Below are 12,146 nucleotides of genomic sequence, written 5' to 3'. Positions count from 1 at the left end.
AAGCGCGAGGCGTTCGAGCTGTTCGACGACATGCTCTCGCGCCTGCGCGAATCGGTCACCGCCGTGCTGATGCACGTCGAGGTCCGCGTGCAGCCCAGCGAGGAGGAGCTGTACTTCCGCCAGATGCAGGAGATGCACGAGAGCCGCGACGACCCGGCTCTGGCTCTGGCCGGCGATGCCGACACGGCGCCGCTGCCCGACGGCATGGTCCGCGCCTCGGCGGCGGCCGGTGCCGCAGTGGGCAGCGACCCGTGGCCCGACACCCCGCGCAACGCCGCCTGCCCCTGCGGCTCCGGCAAGAAGTACAAGCACTGCCACGGCAAGGTTGCGTGAGCGAACATGCAAAGTCCCTCCCCCTGCCTCCGGCGGGGGAGGGATTATGGATCCACGCCCCACCCTCCCCCGTTCCCGTCCCAAACGACGGACGGGTGCGGGCATGCTCGACGAGTTCAAGAAATTCATCAGCCGCGGCAACGTGGTGGACCTGGCGGTCGGCATCATCATCGGCGCTGCCTTCACCGGCATCGTCAACTCGCTGGTCAAGGACATCCTGACCCCGCCCATCGGTTGGCTGATGGGCGGTATCGACTTCTCCAACTACTTCATCAGCCTGTCGGGCGGCCGGTACGACAGCCTCGCGGCGGCGGAAGCGGCGGGCGCGGCGACCATCAACTACGGCCGATTCCTCAACAACGTGCTCAACTTCCTGATCGTCGCGGCGGCGCTGTTCGTGCTGGTGCGCCAGTTGATCCGCTTCCGCCTCGTCGAGGCCGCCAAGCCGAAGCCACGCCCGGCCGATGAAGTGCTGCTGGAGGAAATCCGCGACCTGCTGCGCGACCGCATCGTCCCGGCCCCGAAGCCACCGGAATCTCCATAAGCTCAGATCGCCGCCACGCCCGCCGTCAGGGCACCGACCAGCAGCAGCAGGAGCAACGCAGCCAGGGCCGTCAGCCCCAGCGCGCGGCCGACGTCGGGCGCCGTGGCACGGGCGCGGCCGGGGCCGATCCACGGCTCGTGGATGGTGACGGCGCCGTCGCGGTGCGGGCCGCCCAGTGACAGGCCGAGCGCGCCGGCCGCGGCGGCGATCGGCCAGCCCATGTTGAAGGACGGATGCTTGCGCGCGTCCGACGCCATCACCTGGAAGGCGCCGCCCAGGCTGGCGGTGCCGAGGAAGGGGGCAGCCAGCGCCAGCAGCAGCGCGGTCAGCCGCGCCGGGATGGCGTTCAGCGCGTCGTCCAGCCGCGCCGCCGTCTGGCCAAAGCGCTCGTGCCGAACGCCAGCGTGGCCCAGCGCGGCGTCGGCGCCGTCCACCGCCGCCCAGGCCAGCACGCCGGGTGCTCCCAGCAGGATGTACCAGAAAGCCGGCGCCACCAGCTTGCGGTCCAGCGCCTTGGCGGCGTGCTCAATGGCGGCGCGGGCGACGCCGTGCTCGTCCAGTCCGTAGGCGTGGCGGCGGGTCAGCCCTTCCACCTCGCCCTGGGCGGCGGTGAGGCCGCGGCTCTCCAGCGCGCGGCGCACCTCGCGCACCCGCATCCAGGCGCTGCGCCCGCGCAGGCAGGCCAGCAGCACCACGAACTCCACCACCCAGCCGGAGCGCGCGTTGACGCGGAACCACTCGGCGGTCAGGCCGATCCCGGCGGCCACGGCGACCAGCAGAAGCACGACCAGGGCACCGCGCATCAGCCGGGCGCCCTCGCCGCGCTCCGGCCGGTTCAGGCGGCGGTCGAGCAGCGCGCAGACGCGCGCCGACAGGCGCGCCGGATCGGGCAGGACACGGCTGATCCAATCGCCGGCGGCGGCGTCCACCACCAGCGCCAGCAGCAGCAGGAACAGCGGTCCGGGGCCGCCGAAGACGGTGCTGGCCATGGCCGCGGCGCCTCCGCCCCCGTCAGCGCTTGGCGTTGCGCAGCAGCGTGGTGACGCGGGAGTTGCGGCTTTCCTGCGCCCAGCTCAGCGCGTCGCGGCCGGCAAAGTCGGAACGGTCGGGTTTGGCGCCGGCCTTCAGCAGGCGCTCCACCACGTCGGCGCGGCCCTGGCGGGCGGCGACCATCAGCGGCGTCAGCCCGTCCTTGTTCTCTTGGTCGGGCTTGGCGCCCTTCTGGAGCAGCAGGTCGGCCATTTGCGCGTCGCCGGCGTTGGCCGCCCAGTACAGCGGCGGGTTGCCGCCCTTGTCCGTGCGGCCGGGGTTGGCGCCGTTGTCCAGCAGCAGCTTCGCCATATCGACGTAGCCCTGCGTGATGGCGGTGATCAGCGGCGTGCGGCCGGTGGCGTCGAGGCCGTTGATGTTCTCGCCGCGCAGCAGCAGCTGGCGGACCGTCTTCATGTCGTTGGCGCTGACCGCCTTGTACAGGTCGGGACCGGCGAACAGGTTGATCTCCGCACGGGCGGGGGCCACGCAGGCCAACGCCAGCAGACACGCCAGGACCAGTCGCTTCACAACACGCACTCCATATCCGGATCGGATCCCCCTGCCCATCCTAGCCGCATTCGTCTAGTCTTTGCCACATGCACAACCCGCTCGCCCGTCACATCGCGCTTTTCCTGCTGGTCAAGGCCATGCTGATCGGCATCGGCCTGTGGTGGTTCCTCTCATCGATGCCGGAGCCGCGCGGCGCCGTCGCCATCCCGCCGGCCGCCGCACGGACGGAACCTTGACCCTCGCCGCCGGGTTGTTCGCTGAGAACATCCGGAGAGAGCGCCATGACCTATCAGAGCGATGCGGGCCACACCGGCCGGACCGGCGCGGCACAGGGGATGGTGCGCGAGGCGGTGGGTGTCTTCAACAGCCAGGAAGCCCTGCAGCGCGCCCTCGACGAGCTGTCGCTGGCCCATTTCGATCGCCACGAGCTGAGCCTGATGGCCAACGACCAGACCATTCGCGACCACGTCGGCGTGGTGCCGCGTGAAATCGACGACGCCAAGCACGATCCCTCGATGCCCCGCCAGTCCTACGTGGCGCCGGAGGACGAGGGCGATGCCAAGGGCGTGGCCATGGGCATCCCGGCCTATGTGGGCGCGGTGATCGCCACGGGCGCCGTGCTGGCGACCGGCGGCACCGCCCTGGCGGCCGCCGCCGCGGCTGCAGCGGCCGGCGTGGGCGGCGGCGCGCTGGGTTCGGTCCTGGCCGGCTGGCTGACCGACAAGCGCAGCGAACCGCTGCGCCAGCACCTGGACAAGGGCGGCATCCTGCTGTGGGTCAACCTGCGCAACGAGGAGCGCGAGCAAGTCGCCCGCGAGATCCTGTCCCGCCACAGCAGCCAGCCGGTCGAAGTGCACGAAGTCCCGCAGACGGCGGCGGGGGCGTAATCACCCCGCCCGCATGCGGCTGACGAAGCTGTTGACCTGGGAGCCCAGCGAGCGGACCTCGTCGGCGACCGTGGTGGAGGCCTCCAGCACGCGGTTGGCGGAGTGGCCGGACTCCGCCGCCGCGCGGGCCACCGAGTCGATGTTCTCGCGCACGTGACGGGTGCCGTCGGCGGCCTCGCCCACGTTGCGGGCGATCTCGCGCGTCGCCGCACTCTGCTGTTCCACCGCTGCGGCGATCGACGAGGCGATGTCGTTGATCTCGCGGATGGTGCCCGCGATGGAGCGGATCGCCTCCACCGCCTCCTGCGTCACCGACTGCATGGCGGCGATCTGGCCGGAGATCTCCTCGGTCGCCTTGCCGGTCTGCGTCGCCAGGTTCTTCACTTCCGACGCCACGACGGCGAAGCCCTTGCCCGCCTCGCCCGCGCGCGCCGCCTCGATGGTGGCGTTGAGCGCCAGCAGGTTGGTCTGCGACGCGATGTCGTTGATCAGCTGCACAACCTCGCCGATCTTCTGCGCGGTGTGCGACAGCCCCTCCACCGTGTGGTCGGTGCGCTCGGCGTCGGCCGCCGCCTGCCGGGCGATGCGGCTGGAGGCGTTGACCTGCGTGCCGATCTCCTGGATCGAAGCGGACAGCTCCTCGGTCGCCGCCGCCACCGCCTCGACGCTGCCGGCCGCCTGCTGCGAGGTGGCCGCGGCGGTCGCCGCTTCGCCGGTCGTCTGCTCGGCGGTGCGGGTCATGCGCTCGGCCACGTCGTGCATCTCGTCGGCCGCGCGGGAGACGCGGTCCAGCATGCCGCGTACGCTGGCCTCGAAGTTCTCGGCCATCTCGATCATGGCGCGCCGGCGTTCCTGGGTGGCGCGGGTGCGCTCCGTCTCGGCCCGCGCGTTGGCCTCGGCGGCCTCGCGCGCGGTTTCGCGGAAGACGACCAGCGCCTGCGCCATGTCGGTGATCTCGTCGGCGCCGCCCTGCGGGATCGGCGCTTCCAGGTTGCCGCCGGCGATGGACCGCATGGCGTCGGCCAGCCGGCCGATGCGGGTGACGATGGCGCGGCCCACCGTGTACCAGGCCAACGCCACGCCGCCCACCAGGCTGCCCACGGCGAACAGGATCAGCAGCAGCCGGCCGGCCTCGATGGCCTGGGCGGCGTGCGCCGCGGCGGCGTCTGCGTCGGCCTTCATGGCGGCCACCTGCTCCTCCACCGCCTGGGCGAACTGCCCGGCCAGCGCGCGGGTCTCGGCCAGCACCTTGGCGCCATCGGCGATGGCCGCCAGCTCGGCCCGGCGCAGGTCGAACAGGTTACCGTCGCCGGTGCCGAAGGCGGCCAGCGCATCGGCGGCCTTGCGCAGCTCCGCGTCGTCGCCGCTGTCGCCGATGCCCTTCAGCCGCTCGCGCAGGGCCGACAGCACGCCGTCGAAACGGGTGCGCATCATGTCCAGCCGGTTGGCGTCGACCGCCTGCGCCGCCTCGTTCAAGGCGCCGGTCAGCAGGTTGGCGGAGGTCTGCAGTTCCAGGTAGGTGCGGAAGCTGCTCAGCCCGTTGCCCAGCACGTCCTGCATGGACTCGCGCGTCTGCGTGCGGATGTTGAGGCTGGCAACCTTGATCTCGGCGCGTGCCCGCAGGGTGACGGGGTCCAGCGCTTCCAGCAGCGCCTGCTCGCCGCGCTGCACCTCGGCCAGCTTGGTGTTGACGCGGCGGTTCAGCGCCGCGCGCTCGGCATCGCCGGCCTCCAGCGCGGCGCGACGCAGCTCGAACACGCCATCGACGCCGTCGCCCAGCGTGAAGAAGGTCTCCAAGGCGTCGGAGGTCTCCTTGGTCAGCCGGTCGCCGGCGTGCAGCGTGGCGCTGATCAGCCGCGCCGCGGCCTCCAGGTAGACCTGCTGCTGGTTGGTCACCTGCAGCGTGGTGGGCGACGCGGCGGCGCGCGCCGCCGCCTTGGACAGGTTCATGATGTCGGCGCGGATCTCGTACAGACTGATGAGGGCGCCGACGGCGTCGCCCAGCGTGTCGATCTCGCGGTCCGTCATGGCGCCCAGCGACTCGCCCTTGCTGCGCAGGCGGTCGCCGACGGCGTCGATGAGGGGCTGGAGCGTGTCGAGGAAGGATTCGCGCGCCCGCGCCAACTGGCTCAGGCCCATCTCGCGCTTGCCGCGCGCCGTCAGGCGGCGGTCGACGGCGGCGTTCGCCGTGTCGAGCGTGGAGATCAGCGCCGTCGCCTTGGCCTTCACCTCGGCCAGCTTGGGGTCGTTCGGCCGGCGCTCGCCCAGTTCGTTCACCAGCGCCATCAACTGCCGGCCGCGGCTCATGACCTGGGCGTAAGTCTGGCCGCGGGCGGTCTGGCTGTCGGCGGCGTCCAGCGTGGGGGCGGCGGCGGCGATGCCGCCACTCTCGCCCGACAGGCGCTTGGCCAGTTCCATTTCGGGCAGGCTGACGCTGACGATGCGGGTGAGCGGCGCCTCGACCGCCGAGTAGGAATAGAGACCGACGAAGCTGGCGCCGACAGTCATGCCGGCGATGCCGGCGAAGGCCAGGAGCAGTTTGGCGCGAACGCCGAAGCGGCGGGCGGGTGAGCCGGTCCCCGGTTGCCGGTCGGTCATCTCTGGTGTCCTCCCTGAACGACTTTTTTGTTCGGCAAACGAATATTCTTATAAGTCAGCAAACATTAACAAAGTGTCCCGCGGTCGGGCAAGGCGCGCGGCAACACCAATTCCTTGTTATGCGCGCCGCACAATCCACCCATGGGCCTACCTCCCTCCCACGCACGGCCACCCTTTTGCGCGTCGCGCGCTGGAGCCGCATTCGCGCTTATCCTCGCAACCAGACCTCGCACTCCACAAGTGACGGTTTTCCACATGAACATCGCAAGCGTCGCCCGGCGTATCGGCGCCGGTGAGCTTCAGTATGCCCTGGCGCGGTTCGAAGCCGTCCGCCGCATCTACGGTTTCGTGATGGGTCTGCTGCACCGGCCGCGCCGGTCGTGGACCGTCACCCTGCAGCAGTCGATGTTCCTGACGGCGCTGGTGGACGGCGCGGTTCTGGACCTGAAGCGCGAGTCCTTCGCACGCGGCTTCGACCTGCCGCCGGCCGTGGTTCGCGAGTTGGTGGATTATGCCCGCACCACGCCCTGCCATTTCTGGGAGAAACGGTTCCTGAAGGCCGAGGTGCAGGACGGCCGCCTGAGCGACGGCACCGAGGTCTCCATGTCCGAGGTCTGCGCGCCCGAGGAGTGCGAGGCGATCCGCCGCCTGTGCCGGGACCCGGTGCTGATCGAGGTGGCAACGCGCCAGCTGGGCTACCCGCCGACCCGGATCAAGCCGCGCCTGTACTGGAGCTACGCCTCCAGCCTGGACGACGCGGTGCGCCGCCGCCAGGGGCAGAGCATCGACTGGCATTACGACGCGCACGCCCTGCGCTTCTGTTCGGTGAACTTCTACCTGACCGACGTGGACCGCGAGAACGGCGCGCACGCCCTGGTCTGCGGCTCGCACCGGGGTAAGCCGCTGCCGCTGCTGTTGCGCTCCGCCACGGCCCCCGACGAGGCAATCCGCCGCCATTACGGGGACGGGCGCGTCGTGGCGGTCGAAGGGCCGGCCGGCACGGGATTCTTCGAGGACACCGCGTGCTACCACCGCATCATCCCGCCCCGGCACCGCGACCGGCTGATGCTGGAGATCTGGTACAGCTGAAGCAGCGATTTTTTCGTGCGGCGGACGCAACGAAGGGCTTGCAAGCGCCGCTCATCGTGGCTATGTTCGCCGCCCAACGCCGCAGTAGCTCAGGGGTAGAGCAACTGATTCGTAATCAGTAGGTCCGGGGTTCAAATCCCTGTTGCGGCACCAGTTTCGAAAAGGCCCGGCGGTTTCCACCGCCGGGCCTTTTTCCGTTCAGAAATGCACCGCGTTCGGCGCCAGCCAGCCGAGCAGCGAGAAGGCCATGCCCACCACGCCCAGGCCGCCGGCCACCCAGGCCATCGGCAGGAAGCCGGTGATCACCGTGGCCGAGGCCAGCACGATGGCGATCTGGAAGGCGGCGGAGCCGTATTCGTACAGGTGGTAGGCGTGCATGGCGTGGTCGCGCCGGTGCTCGGCCTCCTTGGCGCGGGCGATCAGTTCCTTGCGGCCTTCGTTGGTTTCCGGCTCGCTGTCGTAGCGCTTGGCCGTCGCCTGCCAGCCGTCGATCTGCTTCTGGACGGCGGCGCGGCGCGCCTCCGGCAGGTCGGGCGCCAGCAGGTCGAGCTGCGCGGATTCGGCCGCCGTGCGCAACGTCGTCATGCGGATCGTCTTGGCTTGGTAGAAGGCCCAGAGGTCGTTGGCCTCGACGTTGCGGGTGATGCCCTCGGTCTGCGCGCTCTTGCCCGCCGCCTCGGCGATCGCCAGCAGGGCGGCCAGGACGGAGATCAGCAGGCCGATGCGGCGGTTGATGCTGTTGGCGCCGGCGTGGTGGCCGTGCGCCGCCTCCTCGATCTTCTCATGGGTTTCAAGCGCTTCCATCGACGTACCCCCGGTTCTTGTCGGATGCGCGCGGAAGATGCCCCGTTCGATCGGGGAGCGCCAGCACTTGCGCGAGCGCCCTTCGACCCTTTAATCAGGGTCCCCATTCCGACCACCAGGGACAGCATCATGCGCGCCTTCGCCGGCCAGCACTCCGACCGCGTCACCATCAAGCGCACGCCCGAGCAGAAGCAGCAGCAGCTCCGCCAGCTGAAGGAGCAGCTCGCCGCGCTGAAGAGCCACGCGGCCGAGAGCCTGCGCACCTCGCTGGTCAAGCGGATCGCCGAGCTGGAGAAGGAACTGGCGTCCGCCCCGCAGCCCAAGCCCAAGCGGGGCTGAGCGGCGCATGGACGCGGAGCGCCCCGCACCGGCCCGCCGCGGCCTCGCCGATCAGGCGTGGCTGCTGCTGATGCTGCCCGGCCTGTTCTGGGCCGGCAACGCCGTGCTGGGCCGCGCCGTGGCGGGCGAGGTGCCGCCGGTGGCGCTGGCCTTCTGGCGCTGGGCGCTGGGGGCGCTGATCGTGCTGCCCTTCGCCTGGCGCCACCTGCCGCACGACCTGCGCATGATGGCGCGCCGCTGGCCGCTGATGCTGGTCATCACGGCGCTGGGCATCGGCGTCTTCAACACCTTCCTCTACGTCGGGCTGGCCACCACCACGGCGCTGAACGCCGTGATGATGCAGTCGGCCATGCCGGTCCTCATCGTGCTGATGAGCCTCGTTCTGTTCGGCGAGACGCTGACGCTGCGCCAGGGGCTGGGCATCGCCGTGTCGCTGGCGGGGGCGGTGACGCTGATCGCCCGCGGCGACCCGCAGACGCTGACCGCGCTGCAGTTCAACCGCGGCGACCTGTGGGTGCTGGCCGCGGTGATTGCCTATGCCGCCTACACGGCCCTGCTGCGCAACCGGCCGAAGGTGCATGGCCTCAGCTTCATCGTCGCCACCTTCGCGCTGGGCGCGCTGATGCTGCTGCCGTTCTACGTGGCCGAGAGCCTGGGCGGCCGGCCACTGGTGCTGCACCCGACGGCGCTGGGCGCCATCGGCTACGTCGCGGTGTTCCCGTCGATCCTGGCCTATCTGGCCTTCAACCGCTCGGTGGCGCTGGTGGGGGCCAACACGGCCGGGCTGGCCATCCACCTGGTGCCGGTGTTCGGCGCGCTGCTCTCCATCCTGCTGCTGGGCGAGCAGCCGCACTGGTACCACGGCGTCGGCATCGCGCTGATCGCCGCCGGCATCGTCTTGGCGACGCGCAAGGCACGCTGACGGCCCAGCGTCAACTCCTACACGTACCCCAGCCGCCTCGGCAGCCACAGGGAGATCTCCGGAAACGCGGTGATCAGGACCAGCGCGCCGACCATCGCCAGCACCATCCACGTCACCCAGCGCACCGTCGATTCCATGCTGATGCCGGCCACGCGGGTGGTGACCATCAGGTTCACCGCCATGGGCGGGGTGAACTGGCCGATGGCGAGGTTGGTGGTGACCATCACGCCGAACCACACCGGGTCCCAGTGGAACGCCGTCATGATCGGTGTCAGCAGCGGCAGCAGGATCAGGAAGATCGACACCGCGTCCAGCAGCATGCCCAGGCCCAGGAGCGCCAGGTTCAGCAGCAGCAGGACGGTGATCTCGCTGCCCGTCGCCTCGATGGCGGCCTGCGCCACGCGGTCGAAGGCGCCCATGGTGCTGCCGGCCCAGGCGAAGACGCTGGACAGCGCGATGATCAGCAGCACCACCGCCGACATCTCGGCCGCTTCCGCCATCACCTCGTACACCATGCGCCAGGTCAGCGTGCGGTAGACGAACACACCCACCGCAAAGCCGTAGAAGACGGCGACCACCGCCGCCTCGGTCGGCGTGAAGACGCCGGCGCGCAGGCCGCCCAGGATGATCACCGGCGCCAGCAGGCCCCAGACCGCCTGCCGCAGGCTGGCCCAGAAGGGCGGGCGCGGGCCGGTGTCGAGCAGGCCGAAGCCATGCTTGCGCGACAGCCACACCGTGGGCACCACCAGCGACAGTCCGGCCAGCAGGCCGGGGAACAGCCCGGCGGCGAACAGCGCCGGCACCGAGGCCTGCGGCACCAGCACCGAATAGATGATGAAGGCCACCGACGGCGGGATCAGGATGGCGGTCGCCGCGGCCGCCGCGATGACGCTGGCCGAGAACTCGCGCGGGTAGCCGGCGGCCCGCATGGACGGGATCATCACCGTCGCCACCGCCGCCGCGTCCGCCGGGCCGGAGCCGGAGATGCCGCCCATCACCATGCACACCAGGATCGCCACCACGGCCAGTCCGCCGTTCTTGGCACCCACGATGGAGGAGGCGAAGGTGACCATCTGCTTGGCCACCCCGGCGCGCTCGAAGATCAGGCCGGCCAGGATGAACACGGGGATGGCCAGCAGCGGGTACTTGGCGATGCCGGCGTAGACGTTGGTGGGCACCGACAGGATGCCCAGATTCGCCTCGAAGATGGCCAGCGTGCCGGCCAGCCCCAGCGCCACGGCCAGCGGCGCGCCGAGGAACATCAGCGCCAGGAAGCCCAGGAACAGCAGGGTGACGGCCATCCGCTCACTCCCCCTGCGGGGCATCGGTGCCCCGCACGACGCGCACGATGCGGCCCAGCACGCGCAGCGCCACGACGACGGACAGCAGCGGCAGCCACACGGTGTAGATCCACTGCGGGTTGCCCAGGCCCGGCGACGTCTCCTCGAACCGCCAGTGGTCGTAGGCGAGGCGGCCGCCGTACCAGATCAGGAAGCCGAACATCACCAGCGTGGCGGTCCAGGCGACCGTCTCGGTGACGCGGCGCGCGCCGCGCGGCAGCCGCTCGACCAGGAACGTGATGCGGATGTGCCGGTCGGCCGCCACGGCGACGGCGGAGCCGAACAGCGTCATCACCACCATGAGGAAGATCGAATACTCCTCGGTGAAGGCGAAGGAATAGTCGGTGAAATAGCGCGCCAGCACGTTGGCGAAGGTGATGACGCACAGCGCCGCCATCGCCAGCGCGGACAGCGCGCGTTCCACCGTAACCGGCACAAGGGTTTTGGGCGGGGCCGTCGCCAGCCCGGCTTCGAGGAGGTCGGAACTCATGGTGGGCCTGGATGCTTGGGAGACGCGGAGCCCCCACCCGGCTTCGCTTGCGCTCAGCCACCCTCCCCCGCTTTCGCAGGGGAGGGTTAAGGAGGGGGCAAAACGTTACTTCCGGTTGGCGATGGCCGTCTCGGCTTCCTTGACGAGGTCGGGGCCGATGGTCTTGGCCCACTTGTCGTACACGGCCTGCGTCGCCTTCTTGAACGGCGCCTTCTCGGCGTCGCTCAGCTTGACGACCTCGACGCCCTGCGCCTGGATCTCCTTCAGCAGCGAATCGTCGGCGGCGGTGATGCCCTTGCGGGCGATCGCCACCTCCTCCTTGGCGGCCTGCACGGCGGCGGCGCGCACCGCCTCCTGGTCCTCCTTCGACCAGGACGCCCAGACGTCCTTGTTGACCACGAAGATCAGCGGATCGGCGACGTAGCCCCAGAGCGTCAGGTTCTTCTGGCCCAGCGACGGCAGCTTGGCCGCGTAGAAGATGGCCAGCGGGTTCTCCTGTCCGTCCACCGCACCGGTGGACAGTGCTGGCTGCGCATCGGCCCAGCTCATCTGCGTGGGATTGGCGCCCAGCGCGGTGTAGGTCTCCAGGAAAAGCGGCGAGCCGACGACGCGGATCTTCAGGCCCTTCAGGTCGTCCGGCGTGCGGATCGGGCGCTTGGAGTTGGAGATCTCACGGTAGCCGTTCTCGCCCCAGGCCAGCGGCACCACGTCCTTGGTGGCCAGCAGCTCGAACAGCTTGGCGCCGACCGTGCCCTGGGTCAGCGCGTCGATCGCCTTCTCGTCCGGCATCAGGAACGGCATGGAGAAGAGGTTCAGTTCCTTCACCTGCGGCGACCAGTTGATGGTCGAGCCGATGGCGAGGTCGATGACGCCCTGGCGCAGGGCCGTGAATTCCTTGGTCTGGTCGCCGTTCACCAGCGAGGTGCCGGGGTACATCTTGATGTTGATGCGCCCGTTGGTCTTCTCCTTCACCAGCTCGGCCCAGCGGTCGCCCGAGACGCCCCAGGGGAACGGCTTGCCCAGCACGGTGGACAGCTTGTATTCGGCCTTGTAGTCGGCGGCCATCGCGGCGCCCGGCAACATCAGAGCGGCCAGAGCCAGGCCGGCGAACAGCGCCTTCACGGACTTCATTCGGTATCCTCCCATTCTTCTGTGCCCCGAAGGGACGGGGGATGGTAACAGGCAAGTCCGCGCCAAGCCACAGCCGGTGTGCACGAGGCCGAAGCGCGCGGCAGGGAGGGGAGCGATGCGGGGCGGA

14 protein-coding genes and 1 tRNA gene are annotated in these 12,146 nt (G+C 70.1%); 8 read left to right on the top strand and 7 right to left on the bottom strand.

Annotation, left to right across the window (positions count from 1 at the left end):
• Both VED21_RS18945 and mscL read left to right on the top strand, forming a co-directional pair.
• Positions 1-333, top strand: a 333-nt coding sequence (locus tag VED21_RS18945; RefSeq protein ID WP_324884874.1) for an SEC-C metal-binding domain-containing protein, incomplete at its 5' end; no start/stop codon positions are given.
• A 103-nt stretch (positions 334-436) separates the two neighbouring features.
• Positions 437-877 carry a large conductance mechanosensitive channel protein MscL gene (gene mscL / locus VED21_RS18940; RefSeq protein WP_324884872.1) on the top strand — a complete coding sequence of 147 codons (441 nt, stop codon included), beginning with the start codon at positions 437-439 and terminating at the stop codon, positions 875-877.
• A 2-nt stretch (positions 878-879) separates the two neighbouring features.
• On the opposite strand, the gene VED21_RS18935 is transcribed toward mscL, so the two are convergent.
• Together VED21_RS18935 and VED21_RS18930 are read right to left on the bottom strand one after the other, a co-directional pair.
• Positions 880-1,866: a CobD/CbiB family cobalamin biosynthesis protein gene (locus tag VED21_RS18935; RefSeq protein WP_324884870.1), complete on the bottom strand. Its 987-nt coding sequence runs from the start codon at positions 1,864-1,866 to the stop codon at positions 880-882.
• Positions 1,867-1,888: 22 nt separating this feature from the next.
• On the bottom strand, positions 1,889-2,437 hold the full coding sequence (locus VED21_RS18930; protein WP_324884868.1) for an ankyrin repeat domain-containing protein: 549 nt from the start codon (positions 2,435-2,437) through the stop codon (positions 1,889-1,891).
• Between the two features lie 68 nt (positions 2,438-2,505).
• Here VED21_RS18930 and VED21_RS18925 point away from each other — a divergent pair, with 68 nt between their 5' ends.
• Together VED21_RS18925 and VED21_RS18920 are read left to right on the top strand one after the other, a co-directional pair.
• Positions 2,506-2,655: a hypothetical protein gene (locus VED21_RS18925; protein WP_324884866.1), complete on the top strand. Its 150-nt coding sequence runs from the start codon at positions 2,506-2,508 to the stop codon at positions 2,653-2,655.
• Between the two features lie 45 nt (positions 2,656-2,700).
• Positions 2,701-3,306, top strand: coding sequence for a hypothetical protein (locus VED21_RS18920; RefSeq protein WP_324884864.1), 606 nt, complete (start codon positions 2,701-2,703; stop codon positions 3,304-3,306).
• Here VED21_RS18920 and VED21_RS18915 read toward each other — a convergent pair whose 3' ends face one another.
• Complete coding sequence (locus VED21_RS18915) at positions 3,307-5,904, bottom strand: HAMP domain-containing methyl-accepting chemotaxis protein (RefSeq protein ID WP_324884862.1); 2,598 nt, start codon at positions 5,902-5,904, stop codon at positions 3,307-3,309.
• A 255-nt stretch (positions 5,905-6,159) separates the two neighbouring features.
• Here VED21_RS18915 and VED21_RS18910 point away from each other — a divergent pair, with 255 nt between their 5' ends.
• Together VED21_RS18910 and VED21_RS18905 are read left to right on the top strand one after the other, a co-directional pair.
• Positions 6,160-6,993 carry a phytanoyl-CoA dioxygenase family protein gene (locus tag VED21_RS18910; RefSeq protein ID WP_324884860.1) on the top strand — a complete coding sequence of 278 codons (834 nt, stop codon included), beginning with the start codon at positions 6,160-6,162 and terminating at the stop codon, positions 6,991-6,993.
• A 78-nt stretch (positions 6,994-7,071) separates the two neighbouring features.
• Positions 7,072-7,146, top strand: a tRNA-Thr gene (locus VED21_RS18905).
• A gap of 45 nt (positions 7,147-7,191) precedes the next feature.
• Here the strand turns inward: VED21_RS18905 and VED21_RS18900 are convergent.
• On the bottom strand, positions 7,192-7,797 hold the full coding sequence (locus VED21_RS18900; RefSeq protein WP_324884857.1) for a DUF4337 domain-containing protein: 606 nt from the start codon (positions 7,795-7,797) through the stop codon (positions 7,192-7,194).
• A gap of 129 nt (positions 7,798-7,926) precedes the next feature.
• On the opposite strand from VED21_RS18900, the gene VED21_RS18895 reads away from it, so the two are divergent.
• Together VED21_RS18895 and VED21_RS18890 are read left to right on the top strand one after the other, a co-directional pair.
• Positions 7,927-8,136, top strand: coding sequence for a hypothetical protein (locus VED21_RS18895; RefSeq protein WP_324884855.1), 210 nt, complete (start codon positions 7,927-7,929; stop codon positions 8,134-8,136).
• A 7-nt stretch (positions 8,137-8,143) separates the two neighbouring features.
• Positions 8,144-9,058: a DMT family transporter gene (locus VED21_RS18890; RefSeq protein ID WP_324884853.1), complete on the top strand. Its 915-nt coding sequence runs from the start codon at positions 8,144-8,146 to the stop codon at positions 9,056-9,058.
• Positions 9,059-9,075: 17 nt separating this feature from the next.
• Here VED21_RS18890 and VED21_RS18885 read toward each other — a convergent pair whose 3' ends face one another.
• From VED21_RS18885 to dctP, 3 genes are all read right to left on the bottom strand, one after another.
• Entirely contained in the window at positions 9,076-10,359 is a 1,284-nt protein-coding gene (locus VED21_RS18885; RefSeq protein WP_324884851.1) for a TRAP transporter large permease, read from the bottom strand.
• Between the two features lie 4 nt (positions 10,360-10,363).
• Complete coding sequence (locus VED21_RS18880) at positions 10,364-10,888, bottom strand: TRAP transporter small permease (RefSeq protein WP_324884849.1); 525 nt, start codon at positions 10,886-10,888, stop codon at positions 10,364-10,366.
• A gap of 105 nt (positions 10,889-10,993) precedes the next feature.
• Positions 10,994-12,019 (bottom strand): TRAP transporter substrate-binding protein DctP, encoded by a 1,026-nt coding sequence (dctP, locus tag VED21_RS18875; protein ID WP_324884847.1) that lies wholly within the window; start codon positions 12,017-12,019, stop codon positions 10,994-10,996.
• Positions 12,020-12,146 lie beyond the last annotated feature (127 nt).

This window comes from Azospirillum sp., from assembly GCF_035627195.1.
Taxonomy (GTDB): Bacteria; Pseudomonadota; Alphaproteobacteria; order Azospirillales; family Azospirillaceae; genus Azospirillum.
This window is presented reverse-complemented; position numbering and strand designations above follow the sequence as displayed.